General features: G+C 49.5%; 23 protein-coding genes. 3 read left to right on the forward strand and 20 right to left on the reverse strand.

The genetic code is table 11. The annotated features are described in order from the left end of the window. Nucleotides 1–191 precede the first annotated feature (191 nt). Nucleotides 192–524: a hypothetical protein gene (locus LC073_RS15115; RefSeq protein ID WP_226648099.1), complete on the reverse strand. Its 333-nt coding sequence runs from the start codon at nucleotides 522–524 to the stop codon at nucleotides 192–194. Between the two features lie 943 nt (nucleotides 525–1,467). On the opposite strand from LC073_RS15115, the gene LC073_RS15120 reads away from it, so the two are divergent. Genes LC073_RS15120 through LC073_RS15130 form a run of 3 tightly spaced genes read left to right on the forward strand, consistent with a single transcriptional unit; the run spans nucleotide 1,468 to nucleotide 2,124 of the window. After that, a complete protein-coding gene (locus tag LC073_RS15120; protein WP_226648100.1) occupies nucleotides 1,468–1,773 on the forward strand; it encodes a BrnT family toxin in 306 nt (101 codons plus the stop codon). Beyond that, nucleotides 1,770–1,970, forward strand: coding sequence for a hypothetical protein (locus LC073_RS15125; RefSeq protein ID WP_226648101.1), 201 nt, complete (start codon nucleotides 1,770–1,772; stop codon nucleotides 1,968–1,970). Before LC073_RS15120 ends, LC073_RS15125 begins: the two co-directional genes overlap by 4 nt. Then, a complete protein-coding gene (locus LC073_RS15130) occupies nucleotides 1,951–2,124 on the forward strand; it encodes a hypothetical protein (protein ID WP_226648102.1) in 174 nt (57 codons plus the stop codon). The genes LC073_RS15125 and LC073_RS15130 overlap by 20 nt, the downstream gene beginning before the upstream one ends. Before the next feature lie 72 nt (nucleotides 2,125–2,196). Here LC073_RS15130 and LC073_RS15135 read toward each other — a convergent pair whose 3' ends face one another. The 19 genes from LC073_RS15135 to LC073_RS15225 all read right to left on the reverse strand — a co-directional run bounded on the left by LC073_RS15135 (nucleotide 2,197) and on the right by LC073_RS15225 (nucleotide 15,954). Next, nucleotides 2,197–2,448: a hypothetical protein gene (locus LC073_RS15135; protein WP_226648104.1), complete on the reverse strand. Its 252-nt coding sequence runs from the start codon at nucleotides 2,446–2,448 to the stop codon at nucleotides 2,197–2,199. Nucleotides 2,449–2,477: 29 nt separating this feature from the next. Continuing rightward, nucleotides 2,478–2,786, reverse strand: a complete 309-nt coding sequence (locus LC073_RS15140; RefSeq protein WP_226648105.1) for a hypothetical protein — start codon at nucleotides 2,784–2,786, stop codon at nucleotides 2,478–2,480. Continuing rightward, entirely contained in the window at nucleotides 2,773–4,038 is a 1,266-nt protein-coding gene (locus tag LC073_RS15145; protein ID WP_226648107.1) for a glycosyltransferase family 2 protein, read from the reverse strand. The genes LC073_RS15140 and LC073_RS15145 overlap by 14 nt, the downstream gene beginning before the upstream one ends. Nucleotides 4,039–4,425: 387 nt before the next feature. Further along, nucleotides 4,426–5,394 (reverse strand): hypothetical protein, encoded by a 969-nt coding sequence (locus LC073_RS15150; RefSeq protein ID WP_226648109.1) that lies wholly within the window; start codon nucleotides 5,392–5,394, stop codon nucleotides 4,426–4,428. Continuing rightward, on the reverse strand, nucleotides 5,379–6,080 hold the full coding sequence (locus tag LC073_RS15155) for a hypothetical protein (RefSeq protein ID WP_226648111.1): 702 nt from the start codon (nucleotides 6,078–6,080) through the stop codon (nucleotides 5,379–5,381). Before LC073_RS15155 ends, LC073_RS15150 begins: the two co-directional genes overlap by 16 nt. After that, nucleotides 6,067–6,624, reverse strand: coding sequence for a hypothetical protein (locus LC073_RS15160; protein WP_226648113.1), 558 nt, complete (start codon nucleotides 6,622–6,624; stop codon nucleotides 6,067–6,069). Before LC073_RS15160 ends, LC073_RS15155 begins: the two co-directional genes overlap by 14 nt. Then, nucleotides 6,621–7,526 carry a hypothetical protein gene (locus tag LC073_RS15165; protein ID WP_226648114.1) on the reverse strand — a complete coding sequence of 302 codons (906 nt, stop codon included), beginning with the start codon at nucleotides 7,524–7,526 and terminating at the stop codon, nucleotides 6,621–6,623. The genes LC073_RS15160 and LC073_RS15165 overlap by 4 nt, the downstream gene beginning before the upstream one ends. Nucleotides 7,527–7,532: 6 nt before the next feature. After that, nucleotides 7,533–7,733, reverse strand: coding sequence for a hypothetical protein (locus LC073_RS15170; protein ID WP_226648116.1), 201 nt, complete (start codon nucleotides 7,731–7,733; stop codon nucleotides 7,533–7,535). Nucleotides 7,734–7,736: 3 nt separating this feature from the next. Further along, on the reverse strand, nucleotides 7,737–8,381 hold the full coding sequence (locus LC073_RS15175) for a hypothetical protein (RefSeq protein WP_226648117.1): 645 nt from the start codon (nucleotides 8,379–8,381) through the stop codon (nucleotides 7,737–7,739). Nucleotides 8,382–8,389: 8 nt separating this feature from the next. Continuing rightward, nucleotides 8,390–10,165, reverse strand: coding sequence for a phage tail protein (locus LC073_RS15180; protein WP_226648119.1), 1,776 nt, complete (start codon nucleotides 10,163–10,165; stop codon nucleotides 8,390–8,392). Nucleotides 10,166–10,174: 9 nt separating this feature from the next. Continuing rightward, the gene (locus LC073_RS15185; RefSeq protein WP_226648120.1) at nucleotides 10,175–10,699 is read right to left on the reverse strand and encodes a phage tail protein; all 525 of its coding nucleotides are present in this window, start codon (nucleotides 10,697–10,699) and stop codon (nucleotides 10,175–10,177) included. Then, a complete protein-coding gene (locus tag LC073_RS15190) occupies nucleotides 10,696–11,865 on the reverse strand; it encodes a baseplate J/gp47 family protein (RefSeq protein WP_226648122.1) in 1,170 nt (389 codons plus the stop codon). The genes LC073_RS15185 and LC073_RS15190 overlap by 4 nt, the downstream gene beginning before the upstream one ends. Further along, complete coding sequence (locus tag LC073_RS15195; RefSeq protein WP_226648124.1) at nucleotides 11,862–12,185, reverse strand: DUF2590 family protein; 324 nt, start codon at nucleotides 12,183–12,185, stop codon at nucleotides 11,862–11,864. The genes LC073_RS15190 and LC073_RS15195 overlap by 4 nt, the downstream gene beginning before the upstream one ends. Further along, complete coding sequence (locus LC073_RS15200; RefSeq protein ID WP_226648125.1) at nucleotides 12,185–14,101, reverse strand: phage tail tape measure protein; 1,917 nt, start codon at nucleotides 14,099–14,101, stop codon at nucleotides 12,185–12,187. Before LC073_RS15200 ends, LC073_RS15195 begins: the two co-directional genes overlap by 1 nt. A gap of 4 nt (nucleotides 14,102–14,105) precedes the next feature. After that, the gene (locus tag LC073_RS15205; protein ID WP_226648127.1) at nucleotides 14,106–14,273 is read right to left on the reverse strand and encodes a DUF6890 family protein; all 168 of its coding nucleotides are present in this window, start codon (nucleotides 14,271–14,273) and stop codon (nucleotides 14,106–14,108) included. A gap of 14 nt (nucleotides 14,274–14,287) precedes the next feature. Beyond that, nucleotides 14,288–14,587: a putative phage tail assembly chaperone gene (locus LC073_RS15210; RefSeq protein WP_226648129.1), complete on the reverse strand. Its 300-nt coding sequence runs from the start codon at nucleotides 14,585–14,587 to the stop codon at nucleotides 14,288–14,290. Between the two features lie 34 nt (nucleotides 14,588–14,621). Further along, complete coding sequence (locus LC073_RS15215) at nucleotides 14,622–14,885, reverse strand: hypothetical protein (protein WP_226648131.1); 264 nt, start codon at nucleotides 14,883–14,885, stop codon at nucleotides 14,622–14,624. After that, nucleotides 14,885–15,370: a hypothetical protein gene (locus tag LC073_RS15220; RefSeq protein WP_226648133.1), complete on the reverse strand. Its 486-nt coding sequence runs from the start codon at nucleotides 15,368–15,370 to the stop codon at nucleotides 14,885–14,887. The genes LC073_RS15215 and LC073_RS15220 overlap by 1 nt, the downstream gene beginning before the upstream one ends. After that, complete coding sequence (locus LC073_RS15225; protein WP_226648135.1) at nucleotides 15,367–15,954, reverse strand: hypothetical protein; 588 nt, start codon at nucleotides 15,952–15,954, stop codon at nucleotides 15,367–15,369. Before LC073_RS15225 ends, LC073_RS15220 begins: the two co-directional genes overlap by 4 nt.

Consider the following 15,954-nt stretch of genomic DNA (forward strand, 5'->3'; position numbering starts at 1 on the left):
CAAGCAATTTGGTGTTGCCTTTTTTGTTTTCCGCCTCGGGCAAGCATCAGTCCTCTTACAACAAGCACATTAGTTCCAATTGCTTTTGAAGTCGCCTTTTTCCTCCAAGGTGTCAACCAAGTGTCAACGCAAATTCAGAAGTCTAACTTTGATGCTTTGCTTTCTATCTGCACAGGCAAGCAAGACCGACATCAATGATTCTCAAGCAGATTGCGTAATTTCCGCAAGATACTGGAAAGACCAAGCTGCGCTTCCGGGCTGAGTTCCAAGTGGCTTCCTGGGGTTAGCGCCAGAGAAAGGAAGTCGAGCTGGTGAATAGCCTCATCAATGCTGTCCATTATTTGTAGGTACGCAGGGTGATGACCAACCTGGGCCCCCTCCTCATGTAAAAAGCATAAGACTTCGCGATCTGGGCCAAGCATGGTGAGACCATCACCCTCGGTGTAGTGGGCGTATTGGCTATCGGAGATTTGGAAGTGGTGTTCTGGAAGAGCGGACTGGGACTTTTGTGCGTGTGCGGTCATAGCGACCTCCTGTGTGATTGTTTTTAGTTTTGAGGCTGCCAGATAACTGGCGGCCGGGCGTCAACTAGAGCTCACACAGAGACTCTGGGCGGTATTCCCCTAACGGGTCTTATATTCCACGCCTCTCCACCCAGCCATAGCGGTGCATTATGCCCAAATTTTGGGCACAAAAAAACCGCAGGGGTTTCGGGTGCGGTGGACCGCTGTGTGAATTCTAGTGGCTCAGAATTTAACTACATGTTGAAATGCAGTCAAGTGATACCGGGCAACAAAGAGCAACAATGAACAGTGGTGCGAGACACAAGACCCCCTGCTAAGACGGATTAATAGAGGCACAGGAAGCACGAAGGAACTCTTCACAAAGCTTCGAAAGCTTTCAATTTGTGAAATTCACACCGACCCAAAACCCCGCACCAGCTCAGGCCCTGGCCGCTATTGTCATTTCTTCAACCAAAAGAATGCCCAAAACCGGCAGGCGTGGGGAGGAGTGACCGGCGCGTTTTTTGCAGTATGTTTTTTGACCGGACTGACCTACCCCTCCTAGGAAACTAAAGGGTAAGAGAAAGATTCTCAGATTTTATAGCCGGAAAGTCCTATGAATGGTTTTGAAATCTAGTGGTTAACAACATTTGGAGAGAACTAGCAAGAATCACATTCGATCAACACTCAGGGGTGTTATCTAATTTGAATTCGAAAGCGGGTTTAACAGGAAGGCAAAGACCAAGGTGGAGAGATGGGAAGCCATAAAAGATGCTTAGGGCTTCACTCCCAAAAATTTATTCTCTACTCTTAGTCCCTGAATCAACAATTACTTTCCTGCATTCAGTTTATTGAAAAAAAATAATCGAATAACTCCCGACCAAAACCTACGTTTGTTTAGGGGAAACAGTGGTATATGATTGGCGCAAAACCCAATTAGGAAACCCCAGCGCAAGGATAAAAAATGGATTTTGAATGGGATGAAGTTAAGAATTCAGTAAACAAGCAAAAACATAATATTGATTTTGCAGATGCAGTTCACGTGTTTATCGATGACAGAAGGATATATCGAAAAGATACTCGAAAGGATTACGGGGAAGAACGATACCAAACTATAGGAATGACTAGATTTGGAATTCTTATGGTTGTTTATACATTTAGAGATAACAATGGAATTACTCGCCTAATAAGTGCCAGGAAGGCAAATAGGCGTGAAAGAAGCTCATACGAACTAGGTATACTTAAACCATTCGAGGACTCTTGGAAATGACCGTAAAACGGATAAAACTTGAAGATATTAAAAAATCTAGAGGCTCAACAGACAAAAAGACTGTTGATAGCATGACCGAGGCCGACATCAACAAAGGAATAATATCAGACCCCGACTCCCCAAATTTGAATGATGAAGAGTTGAAAGAGTTTAAACCAGTACCAAAAGGTGGTGAAAATGAAAAAAATCAAACTTGAAGAGATTAAGAACAGTCGCGGTTCGACAAACTGGGAAGCTATAAAAAATCAAAGTGACTCCGATATCGAAAGAGCCGCAAAGAATAGTGATGCAAAATTATTTTCTGAAATTGAACTGTCACAATTTCGCACAGAAAAAGATAAAAAAAATTAGCCTACAATACAATTGCTTATATTAACTTCTACCCAACCACTGGGTAGAAGTATATTAGAAGAGAGTATATACCTAGGACTGCGAGCACTCTCTTTCCTCCAATACCCCACCCCACTTTATCGAGTACTCGGTATAGGTTCCGGTCACAATATCAAGAATTTGCAGCCAGGAATAAAACTCTGCTTTCTTAGATTTCGCAATCTCTTCTGCCAGCTCCATTGCCGTTTCTTCAGTAGGCGCGGAACCTCTAAAACTCTTTGCTCCACCATTCATAAGATGGACTCTCTCGGCAAAAATAGCGTATCGGTTTATATTCTTTCCCATAATCATCTTCCTTTAATGCAATAAAAAACTTAGGCCCTTATTGGCTTAAGCTGGCTTTCCAAACTATCCGCACTGCTCTTATGGCCATTGATCGCCGCATCTTGATTCGGCTTTTGTCCATTACCGGGGTGGGTATGTGTGGCGAGTGTGCCGGCCAGGGCCGACACTACGCCAATCAAATCCTCTAATACCTTCAGCACGTTTAAAGATTCACTGCCTAACCAAACCTTGCCGCCGTCTTTGACTTTGATGGTTTGGCGGACCTTGGCCACTGACTCGCGAATATTCCCTATTTGCTCTTTTAGGTCGCAGTTGTCATTGGCCTTACTCCCTGACACGATGCACTTTAGAGGGGGCATAGCTGTCGGAATAAGAGGTTCTAAATACCCACTCCTGAATATAAGAATAGAGCCGAACGAGACGCATTAGGTTTACATATAGAATGCTGTACCCAATTAGATATGGCCAAAGGGGAGCTGCAATCAGTTTTTTGGTGGCGATGGCGCTAAGGGTGAAAGTAACAATGTCTAGCAGCATGAGTATTATTTGAGCTGCTATTAGAATGAACCAGGCATTTGTACCATATTCATAGAATAACCAGACAAGATAAATCGGTAAAATTAGCACAGCTATTACATTAAATAAGAGAAACTCAAACTGATGAAAAAACTCTTTAAATTTTAGGTTACGATTAAAAGGATTGATAAAATAGCGATGCTTTCTAAAACGCAAGCGAATGGCGTCTCTTTCCCAGCGGAGTCGCTGCCGAACAAGTGCAACCAAGTTTGTAGGTACGTCGGTATAGCAGATAGATTCAGGACTGTAGCCAATCTTCCACCCATAATGCCGTATACGCAGTGTTATATCTAGGTCCTCACCACCACCTGAATCAAAACCACCCGCTTGGATTAACGCCTCTTTTCTGAATGCACTGAAGGCCCCCGAAGCGCAACTCATTTGCCCGAGCATAAAAAGAGCACGTTTGCCAAGAGAGATAGCAATTAAATATTCAATGGCTTGAAAAGTCGTGAATAAACTGACATTCCAGTTACGCACAAAAATATTATTTGAAGCTGCCCCCACCTTGGAATCAGTAAACTGCAAGATGATATTTCTAATAGCTTGATAATCAAAGGAACAGTCACAATCCACGTTTAAGATGATATCCCCTGTACAATAGCGCAAAGCAAGGTTGATACTTGCAGGTTTCCCCCCGCGTATATCTGTTGCATGGGCGCCATGGATAAGTCCCTTCTTATATAAATTGCGTATTTTGTATTTCATACCATCCGTTGAGCCATCACTCACGACAATAATTTCATCAGGCGGTCGGCTTTGTTCCCATAGGCTAAGCACACACCTTTCTATGCTTCTCTCCTCATTGTGCCCAGCGATAATGACGGAGATTTTTCCCAAGCTATTTAAGTCTGTATCTAGTTCTGGTTTCGCCTTAAAAAATGCTAGTGCGGTGAAGAATGAGAATAGATAGCGAGGTATCTCAAAAACGATAACAACCCAGAGTAATAGAAAAAGCGTTGTAAGGCTTTGGGTGGTAAGGTAGTTGTAGCCATACTGAATAGTATCCCACATCAACTCAGCTCCTCTGGGCTAGAGTATTACTGGGCGAGTTCCAACCCCTAGTGTAAAGAACGTGCGGCTCCATTGCTTGCCTTTTGACTAAGTGTGTAGAGGTTTTCTCTGAACTAATCCAGATCAATATAAAACCCTTGAGTACTTTATTGACAACGATGTGTTAGGGCTCTATTACCCTCATAATAAATGATAGAACAAGTTGACAAAGAACTAGCTGCGCTCGTTCGATCTAGGTCTGTAGCAGCAAAGCCATACATAGTCTTTATTTTTTTAGGTGTTGACCAATTGGTCAACATTAGTGTTAAAGCTACTTCAACGGCACTCTTGGTTCTATTCGCAACAAGCCTCACCTGATCTGATGGGGGATATGTAGCCATAATTATCTTAACTATCTTCCGCAACCAATCCGGTAAGGTCAGCTTTTAGTGTATCAGCACTGCTCTTATGGCCATTGATTGCCGCATCTTGATTCGGCTTTTGTCCATTACCGGGATGGGTATGTGTGGCGAGCGTGGCGGCAAGGGCCGACACTACGCCAATCAAATCTTCTAATACCTTAAGTACGTTTAAAGATTCACTACCCAACCAAACCTTGCCGCCGTCTTTAACTTTGATGGTTTGGCGAGCCTTGGCCACTGACTCGCGAATATTCCCTATTTGCTCTTTTAGGTCGCGGCCTGCTGAGTGGTTGAGGTCGCTTGCGGTTGTCAGGTTTAAATTATCCAGTGCCGACATATTTAGGCTGCCACCAGACAAAAGGCGCAAAGCGCCCAGGACTTCGATTATTTTTACCCCGGCCACCTCTTCCACGGAATGCTCACGGGCTTGGCGGTGTTCGCTGTCACAGCTTGTCTGTATTTCGGCGGCTTCAATAATGCGACGCAATGAACTCTCGCGAATATCCCCATGGGTTTCCCGGCTCCAGTCTGCGCTGGCGTCCACCTTTTGCCGCACTGAGTCGCTTTGCTGCCAAAGTAAATCCTCACGGTCGAGCGTCGGAACCCCTACCCCGCGCGATAACACGGTACGAATAAAAGGCTGGTCCGGCTGGCCATAGGCAAAAGCCAATTCAACTACCGTGCCCGGTTGCGGAAAACCAAAAGCCCCGCGCTCATTGCCGGCAAATTGCAGGGGCAGCGGCACACTACGGAAAATGGGCAACTTCTCCCCCGCTTTGCCTTCAGGCGTTAATACCTGCACATCCACGCCATAACGGGGGCGAAACTCTTCCGCGAGTTCCGGCTTTTCCATGGGGTCACTAATCGCCACCACCTTTGCCAAGATCGGCAAATGTAATCCGCTTTTTATTTCGGGGTAGAGCCGGCCAATCATCCGGTTTATTTGTTGTTCCACGGGTCCGCACTCCACGCCAAATTCATAAAATTACCGGCAAGCTCTACCTTGGTGATATAGCTATCATTTAAAAATACACCGGGACGCAGTCTTGGAATACAAGCCACCCTGGCCCGGTTGGCAATTCCAAAGTTTGTAGCAAAACCCACAGGCAGCTCCAGGAAGCGGCCCGCCCAGTAACTATCGGACCAACTGCCTACAAACACCTTGCCGTCGCCCTGCTGCTGCCAGGTGTATTGCGGTATACCGAAGGCTTGCCCCAGGTGATCCATTACCCAATAGCCGGTCCCCGCACTGTAAAAAGCCGGGGCTTTATTGTCGGCATAACTCCCCGTGCCGGTGACAAACTGCAAGCCGGTAATCGCAGACATAACGCCCAACACCCCCGCCAGGGTGACATAGCGTTCAGCCAGCGGGACCACTTGCGCAAGCGAGGCTGTCAGCTCGCGGCATAGTAGTTTTTTCTGGTCGCTATCTATTGCTGTGCAATTCACCACATAGCCTATAAAAAAGCGCTGAAGCTGGCTGGGGTTGTACCCCAAATCCAGCTGCACAAGCCCTTTTAACTTTGAGGTGCTGCGCACTTTAAAAGCCGCGCGACCAGGGGAAAATAAATCCAACCGCACATCGTCATCGATGAGGGGCACCACTTCACCATTCACTGTCAGCCGTTTATGCAACTGCACCAGCGCTCTCCTCTGTATCGGGGGCTAGTGCGTCGTCGGCAAACTTCAATACCTTTTCAAAGCCGGTTAGGGTTTCTGTCCCGTCTTGCTGCTCTGTGTCTGCGGCGGCTATCGCTTCACCGTTGGCACTCTGCCGCTGGGCGGTCTGGGTTTTTTGTCGCTGTTCTACTTTTTCTGGAATAGATAAATATTCCGATAAGGTGAAATTCACCCGCCAGGCTTTCTTTTCTGGAATCTGGCGAACATTGAACGCCTCATTAAACTGAACCTGCCGAATATTCATGGCCTTTGCGGTATCGTCCACAATATCAAAGACCTTCAGCTTTCCATTTTCATCGACAGATTCGGCTTGCTGTAACAGCTCTGATAGATCGGCGGATTTATTAAAGGCAATCACCAGGGAGACTGTCAGGGCCTTTGGCTTGATGCCATTCTTTGCCCGGTCGGTGCTGCTGGTATTACCGCCGAGAGATTCCGTCTCAATCCGTAAAACGCCGTTCACGGTGATTTCAGAACCGCGCAGCACAAAGTCATTTAATCTCATAGCCCGAACAACTCTTTTAAAACGGTTAGCTCTCCAGGGGCTGCGGTAAACAGCATGGCCGCACTAAATACATGGTTGTGATCGAAGGGGTGCGAAGAAATCACCCGGCTGGCAATCTGCCGGGTTGTTCCCTCAGCAAACAGGCAGTAGGTATTGCCCGTCCCGCTAAACTTTGCGGCTAGGGTTTCCGTCTCAGCCCGTACCCTGTCCAGGTATTGCTGTTTTTTGGTGGCCAGGGTTTGCAGTTCCTCTAAAGGGTTGGAGTTCTCCACCTCGTAGCCGTAGGCGCTGGCAATCTCCGATCCTATCGCTTGCGAGGCCCAACGGGCTGTCTGTAACTGGGTCAACCGGCGCGGCCGCCAGTGGCCGCCCAGAGGCGCCCCAGGCAGTACCGACTTTTCAGACTCCAGCCGCAACAGTTGCTCCGCGCGGTGTTCGGCCTCGCACAGTTCGGAAATAGGGAACAGCTGACAGGCTGCTTTTAACCTGGCAGCGAAGGTGGTCAGCGTCTGCTCTGCAATCAGGATACACACCGCTTCCAGGGTGCCCGCTGGCTTGTGGCTGTCCCAGGCGTCCCCCAGCTTTGCCACCAGCGCCTGTTGCGCATTGGGCGCGCTGAGGTGTCGGCTATAGCTCTCCCCCTGCCCTACGCCCTCCTGATAGGGATGAACTACGAGCGCGCGCATTTCGGCCCCGAACAGATCCACCAGGCTATTCTGTGTTGCCCCACTGCCGGTTGCCGTGCTCGCCGTTGGGTTAGTGGCAAAGCTGGGGGAGATTGCCCCCAGCCGTGACAATGCCTCGGTGATTTCCCCTTTGCCCTGTGCCAGGGTCGCGTCAACTGCATCGCTGAGGCTCTTAGCACTGGGAGGAAACTGGATTTGTGCGCTCTGCCAGGTCATAGGCCATTAATCCTGCCAGGGCTTAGTGCGCTGGATGCTGGCAAAACGCACACCAAAAATATAAATATGCGTTTGTCCGCGCACTACCGCCCCGCGACCGCCTTCCAATACTTCAATCGTGGCCAGGTTGTTTGTAGTCGCCAGCGGGGTTGTCAGGTGGCGTGGTTCAAAGTGCCAGCGTAAAAAGCCTAAAATTTTGCGTCCCATGTTTTATTGCTCCAAGGTTTTTAATGTGTTCAGAAATGGTCGAGCGACAGCGAGGTAATCCGCCCCCTCTTCTGCCGCCTCTACAGCCGCTTTGGCTGTAATGCGAATATCGCGAATCTTGTCCAGCGCACTATTCCAATTGTTCGCAGCCTGTAAAATCGCTTCTGCGGCTTGCTGTGTCGAAACGCCTTTAACTTCTGCATGGGTTTGCACTGCTGCCGGTACTTCACCCGTATAGCCTGCCTCTGCAAACTGCTGCGCCCCGTCTTTCACCCGTGCGTATTCATCCGTAATACCGTAGCCGATAGGCACAAAACGCTTTCGCGCCTTACCGGCTAAATTGTCAATCACGTCTAGGGCATATTGGCGGCTTTGATAGAAAGCCTGCTCCTGTGCAGCGCTTTCCTCTTCTTTGGTTTTTTCTTGATTCCAGCGATCAATAATTTTTTGAAAAGGTTTTATCGATTGGATTTTTTTGTGGGGGCCCTCTCGGTACTCAATTTCTCCTTGAGGCTTTTTGCCTTCATCACTCCATTGCACCGCCCAAATTGCATCATCGATCAACCCGGACAAATTAAAGTGAAAAGCTTTGCCATCGATCACTACCGTATCGTCGCCGGCGTCCCCGTTAATAATGGATAATTTCATGTTTACTCCTAAGCCACTCGAATAATATGTGCTGCCGCGTAATAGCGTTGGCGTACATCCACGGAATGAGAGTGGCCACCGCCACTGTTCACCGTAATGTTGTGTGAATGACTGCCATTCGTTGAAGTGTCAAAATAGTGCTTGTGAGAACCTGCGTGGTTTACCGATACGGAATGGCTATGAACACCGCCATCACTAATGCCCACGCTGTGGGTATGCCAACCCTGCGTATCACTGCCCGCCGAGTGGTTATGAGCCCCACCGCTACCATTATTAGCACCGGTTACTACCGCGCCGTCCCGGTCACTGGGGTCATAATCCGGCCCGAATCCCGATGCTTCATAACCAGGCCATTTCAACAACATCACACTGTTAATACTGTGGCCATGGGACGGAATACGGGAAGTAGACAGCGTGTGGTTATCAACCCAAATGGAATGGGAATGACCACCCGCGCTGCCCGTTGAGCCGGTGTGAGAATGGTTACCCGCATCCCCAGTACTAGCGCCGTGAGCATGCCAGCCGGCTTCCGCTGTTTCGCCATTGTGGAAGTGTGCCCCAGCATTCGCCGAGGAAGCCCCGTGGGAATGCGCTCCGTTGCTGCTAGTAGTTCGGGAATCCTCACCACCGATAGCGCCTGGCTGATATTCATCACCAGCACACACTATCACCCGATTAATGGCATTAGGCCGTCCGTCTTTACCATCGCACAGCGCCCAACCTTCAGGGATATCGTCAATAGTCCCATGCCAGAAAACCCCGACATTTTTTGGGATCAAATGATCTAAGGCCGCCCATAATTGTTTGGGGGAAACATAAGTTGCATCATCAACGCGCGCTAATACCTGCGCATTAGTCGCGCGCTTAACAATACCGTGCTCTGTATATGAGGCGTATTGTTGTTGAGATACATAAATATTGGTGCGGGTCAGCAAGTATTGCAACACGCCCATATTATCGATGTTGTGCAAATTACGTCGCTCATTAGCCTCGCCAGTGGCGGAGACATAAGAAATTTTTTCTACAAAATGTTTAACGCCTGCACTATCAACATAATCTAAAGGTCGCCCCTGATACACTGTCACTACAGCAGTAACCTGATCCACATTTTTTTGAAACGAAACATCCAGACAGATTTCAGCAGGGATATATGGGACTGCAACCTTGATTTCTTGAGGATTTACAATTCGGATACCTTCGACATAACCAATGCCCGGCTGTAGAAAATATTCCCCGTCTCTCTGTAACAGTTTCCAACCATTTTCAAAGAAAGTTGCGCGCCCATAGATATCCCGGTTACTTACGCGCTCTCGTTCATCCATGGCATTTAACCAGGCACTTAGATCGATCTGCCAGGTTTCGGCGGGTATGTTAATGCCGGTGGCCTGCTGGGCGTCGGCAAACTGCAAAAGGAAATTACGGGTAATATTGTTACCCTGCACCCCGTTGGCTGTAGCCACTTTTAAGGTGCGCGGTAAATAAGCAACTGCGACCAGAGTGCCATCACTGGCCATCAATCCCAGCCAGTTAAAATGGAAATCCCCAATACTGGTATCCATGGACAGGGAATACACCACCTTATCCGGGGTTAAATAACCTTTCTGGGAAACCGCCTCTTGATAAACAATGGTATTTGCAGCGGGCATTGTCTCTGCCAGATTGACCGACTGGTTATGATCCAAGCCGTTAATATCCGCCAGAACAAACTGGGTGATGTCTACCGGCTCACTGGCGCCGGTCTTGGCTGCGATATAAGCCGCTCCAGTATTAATAATTGCGGGCATCTTCTCCCCCTATAGTGAAGCTGTTAAATAGCTGTTGTCGTGGCCACAATCCACGCTACGTAGCTGTGTTTGAATCGCGGTTAAAACCTCAAATTCATAACGGCGACATAAGCGGCCATACTTGCGCAAAATGATTTGCAATAGATCTGGGTTATCTGCCATCTGCTGATCGGATAAATGCAGCTTGATCACATCCCAATCACGGTCGGGCATGCGTTCTTCAATTTCCACATACCCAATCAACAACCGTTCAAAAATACGTTTAAGCCCGGCCACGCTGCCCGCATCCTGAGCATTCACAAACGCATACTTCACACGCAGGCGATAAAGCCGCATGGATTCACCATCGAAGCGTTCTACCCCTCTTTGCCAGGCCAGCAGGTGCAAGGCGCCAGGTATACAGGTTTCCGGGTCCAACTGTCGCACCGGCCAATAAAGCCAAGTCTCCACCCGTTCCCAAAAGCGTTGCGCGGCTTTGCGTAATTTGGAAAGTTGAGGACCAGACAGCCAAAAAGGTAATTTCAAATCCATCATGGAACAGCAACCGTAAGGCTTTTGATTCTCGGTAAATTCATCTGGCTAACAATGTAGGCCATGTTGAAATTCACCCCACTGATCAAATCAAACTGCTTATGTAATTCACCGCCTAACTGAGAAAAAGAAAAACGGCTCCAAGGTCTCACCAAATTTGGCTTGTAATCCAGGTTTTCCCGAAATGCGGCCCTGATATAGTTTTCCACATCCGCTCTTAAATGAGCTTTTGTACCCTCGCTAAGACCGCCAATGGTATAAACCGTCACAGCAATATCGTGCTGTGTTTCTGGCATGGCGAAAACTTTTAGATCGTCGCCGTGGCCGTGGTAGCCTTCATCGGTAATTTTTCTTTGAATGCTTTGGATAAAGCTGGCATCCGGGTTGCCAATCTCAAACATCACATAGGCGTCAGCAGTACCAGGGCCGCGCGGTGCATCACTGTCAAAAAATACGTTGTCATCGTTCACCCCATCGAAGCCCGCGATCAATGATCGGTACACCGCGTCGGTGTGCCACTGGTTCACCGCCATAAATTGAGTGCGTATCCGTTTGCGCAATTCTTCCGGGTCTTCGTCGTCGGTGCCGGGGTGCGTCAGCCAGTCGGCAAGGTTTGTTACCGCAATAATTCCCGGCAGCAACACCGGTAAAACGGAGTAATAGCCCGCTGCCAGGTTATAGGCACTGCCCGTTTCTTCTGCCTCTACAGGCGCCAACACGGTGTCCAGACCATCGCTAAAGGTGACTTTCGCGGTCGTGCGTAAGGTATACACCCGCCCGTTAATGACTGGGCTCTGTATCGCTGTATTCTGGGGCACATCCAGGGAGCCGGAACTATCCGCGCGGGTGAACTGCACAAATCCTTTTGCCTTGGCTTTTACCTTGGGTTTCAGGTTTACCCCATCGGCCAGCAACGCCAGGAAAGGCCCGCTGGCGGTTTTCACATACATTTGCGGCATCACTGAATTGATTAAGGCGTGAATCAACCAGATCACCGGCTTGGTTATTAACGCCGTGACCAACCGCCACCAGGGGGAGATTTCCCGGTTATTGGTAAAGGCGACTTTTTCCGCGTCCACTTCCTTTTCAAATTCCTTGCGCACTTCCTCTTCGGTGGTGGGAATGCCGCCCTCTTTTAACAGGTTGGTAAATAACTGCTGTTCGCTCATAGGGTGAACTCTATGTGTTGATACTCGACAGTTTTTGCACTGACTAAAACGGTTTCCGCTTCCAAGCGGGTAATCTTTGCCGTACCCGGTTGAATACGGGTGTCACTCTCCACCAGGTTCTCAAGGCGGGATAAATTCAGGGCCCATTTATCGGCCTGGCGTTCACCCACCAATTCCACTAATAAACCGCTTTCGCGAATCAGGTGCTTAATATCCTGTGCAATCGATGGGCGGTCACTAATGCCCATCGGTACGCCAACCGCATCCAAGGCGATATCATTGCCAACAATTAATAAGTCTTGGTATTTAGGTTCTGCCATTAGCCCGCCGCCATTTCCATTTCATCCACAAAGCCATAACCACTCACCGGGTTAAAGACTTCCACCTTTTCGATATGGGTGCCGCCGCGTTGGTTGTTCTGGATCTGCTGAGAGATACCCCCGGCAGGCACCGCGCTTGGTTGGTATTGTGGCGTTGACGCCTTGGGAATACTGGATCGCTCTTTCTCCACACTGGCTTCAATATTGATACCCGGAATCAGGTTTAATTTTTCAATCACCCAATCAGCCGCACCGCCCAGCACTTCAAACAAATTCAATTCGCTTAACCAGTTTTTTAGACGGGTAAACAGTGCAGGTATTTTTCCTATCTGCTCGAACAGAAAACCCACGGCATCCACCGCAAAAAGAAACGGGGCCGCCAGTATTTTTAGGATTGGGTTGCCTTCGATGACTTTACGGATAGCGCCCCAGCGCTCGACAAAGCCTTGAATAAAACCAAGGGTTGCCGCCTTGACGGTATCCCAGTGAATAACCAGCAGTGCCAAGCCTGCAATCAAGCCGATAACGGCAGCGGCAATCCATACAAGAGGGTTTGCGTATAGGGACAAGCTAAATAACAGGGTGGCGATTCTTGCGGCCTTGAGTCCTTTGGTTAGTAGCCCCAGAGCACCGGAACCCAGTGCAGTTACCGCCGTCCAGGCAGTTTGCAAACCAATTAACCCGGCCATGGTTAATTGCACCACGCCACCCACGGCAGCAAATAGCAACACGGTGGAAATCAATCCAACAATGACCAGGGTGGTAATGCCTATGGCTTTGGTGAGGTGTGGGAATTTATAGGACCAATCCACCAGGGTTGCGTTTGCCTCGGTGAATTTATCAATCAGCGGGGTAATCACTGGCAATAGCGCATTACCAATAACCGCGCGGACAGCCTTGCTACTCTCGCGCCAACGGTCGAAGGGGTCGGCAATCTCGGCGGCCATACGCCGTGCCTTCTCCATACCCTTTACGTTGCCCAGGGCCTGAATATTATTGGCTAGTCCTTTGGTATCCAGCATCAGCTGTTGAATCAGGGCTACCGCTTCACCGCGACCAAAGGCTTTCAATAACAATTGGCCCTGCTCCACTGAGCCTAAACCCGCCAGTCTCCCTTGCAGTTTGCCGAGAATATCCAGCATGGGCAGCATTCGCCCTTGGCTATCGGTGAACTGAAGTCCTAGCTCGCCCTGTGCTTTGCCTACGCCCTGTAGGAATGCTTTGTACTTGGTGCCGGCCTCACTGCCGCTCATAGTGGCTTGTAGCTGGCCCATGATGGCCATCTGTTCGGCCATTTGTATTCCGTGGGATTGTGCTTCCGCCCCTAAAGTCGAGTAGGCAGCGGCCATTTCTGCCCCGGTGGTTTTAAACATCTGCACCGCATTCGCCGTTTGCCCGGCAACCAGCTCCACCCACTGGGCATTGCCCAGCCGTTTAGCGTCCTGCTGGAAAATCCCGTACATGGTGCCCATGTAATCGGTAATAGTGGCCACATCGGATTTAGTGCCTTGCGCCAGTACGGCACTGGCCTCGGTAAACTTGGCCAGCTCGCCACCTTTAAGGCCAGAAATAGCGCTCTGAATATCGTAAGACGCGCGAATAAAATCGGCGGCACTGGTGCCGTATTGAATGGAGGAAGCCAAAGCGGTGCGCTGTAGCTTCTCCAGGGCTTCCCCGTGTACGTCGAGGCTGCGTACCTCACCCATTGCGCGGTTGAGTTCAATCGAAGGCCCCAGCAGCCCAGAGAGCGCACTTTGCAAAGCCCAGCCGCCCGCCGCCGCACCACCAAGCATGGCACCGCCCACGGTGGCACTGGTGGAGAGCTTTTGCATTTGCGTATCAATTTTGCCGATAGGGCCACTGGCCTTATCAATCAAACCAATACGAAACATTAGCTTTTCAAACTTGGTGCTCATTGCGTTATTTCTTCCAGGCTTTGCCGATTCCGTTCGTTATTGCCGCTTCAAAGTTCTTCCAGTATTCCCGCTCTAGCATTGTCGCGGTTGCTAAGGTGTCTTCTGTAAGTGGTTCACCGGGAAGCCACTTGCGCGCATAGGCGCACAACTGGCTGTACCCGTTTTCCGCCATCCTATCGGCGAGGGCTAACGCTTTTTTACGGTGACTTTCAGGTCCGGGGTGTAGGCTTCATAAATATCGGAGCCAATAGCGATTTCACTACCAGGTTTATCGGCTAATACCTTTAACAATGCCGGCTTACCTTCCTCGGTGACGGTAGATACCAGGAAGTTATGAAAGGCGTTGACCTTGTTACCCGGTCCCAGCTGATTCACCAGCTTGTTGTAATCGGAGCGGGTCACTTTAAATTCGATATCTTGGCCTTCCACACTCACATCAAAGTCTTGAGTGTTTTCGTTTATGGTTTCTGCGCTTGCTTTTGCCATTGTCGTTTTCCTTAAGAAATTAGGGTTTCGATAATTACCCTTTTAAATTCAGGCCCGCTTTTAAGCCGGCCACTAAAGTTCCAACCAGACCGGAAATAACAATTCCCAGTAAAATGCGCTTACTCCAGGCGGCAACCTGCTCCGCTGCCTGGCGTTGTTGACGCAGGTGAGCAAAGTCCTTTTGTTGCTCGCGCACATCTTCCGTATCCATGCCCAGTTTTTGCAGTAATTCTTCTACGGTTTTTTTTGCAACTCGATTGGCCACCGCTTCCGCTTGCTGTTCAGAGAGGTTTTCCACTACTGCCCCCTGTTAGTTGCAATGCGTTTGCTTGTCCATCCCTCGACCACTTGACGCAACATACGGCGGAATCCGAAGGTATCGATATAAACCGCCGCGAGACCCCACCAATAATATTCAGGAGTGGATTTGAGGGATTGAAAGCCGGCATTGACCGCCGCTTGTAAATCACCAACTTGATAAGACTGGGCAATGACTAATTCAAATAGTGGCGCGACAAATAAAAGCACCATCGGCAGGGTGGTTAAAATTAAAAGGTATTCATCCTTCCAACCCCTCTGCCCCGCGCTTTCCAGGTCCATAGCGGCCGCGTGGTCGTCACCATCCTGCACCCGCTTTATTTGTGCATCGGTGCGCGCCCGTTTAATTTCCAGCTCTCCGCGACGCTCTTCGGATTTCACTTCCCGTTTGTGTTTGAAGTAGTCAATCAGACCACCAAAAATAAACTTGCCCGCAGTGACAACCGCGCCTGCTGATAAACTCATAGATCGGCCTCTTCTAAAAGGGTGTAAGTAAAAGTGGTGCCCCACTGTTCCGCCGCCCGATCACACAAGGCGATTAACAAAGCAAAATCAAAAGGGTCTGCCAGTACCTGGCAACCAGCGCTCCATTTATCCACGCGCCGGCTTTCGTGAGTTCTGCTAGCCCTGTGACAATTGATCCCGAAAAGGCCGTCATCGATTGGGGCGTCCACATCAAGCACGGTGTCCCGGTTATTGTCCCGGTACACGCGCGCCGGCCTCCGCTGCACTAACGCGCGGTACTGTCCCCGGTGAAGGCCCAATTGCCATACGCCCGAATACTGCCCAGGAACCAAAATGGCGGTGCCATCGATATTGGCCGGGTTTTCTCGCCAAAAAGTGCCGGGGTCCGTGGTAGCTGCAAACACCAGGCAATGCGGGATACCCTCAAAACGCCAGGCAACGGCGAGCCGATCATTAAAGGTATTGGCGTTGCGGTCGGCACTGCGAATACCAATCAAGTTGAGGTTGTAATCGCCGTTATCAAAAAATCGATAACCCTTGCGAAGCATCGCCGTTTGTAAATTTCCGTACCGCACACGCATCAT

Source organism: Microbulbifer variabilis, from assembly GCF_020524905.1.
GTDB lineage: Bacteria > Pseudomonadota > Gammaproteobacteria > Pseudomonadales > Cellvibrionaceae > Microbulbifer > Microbulbifer variabilis_A.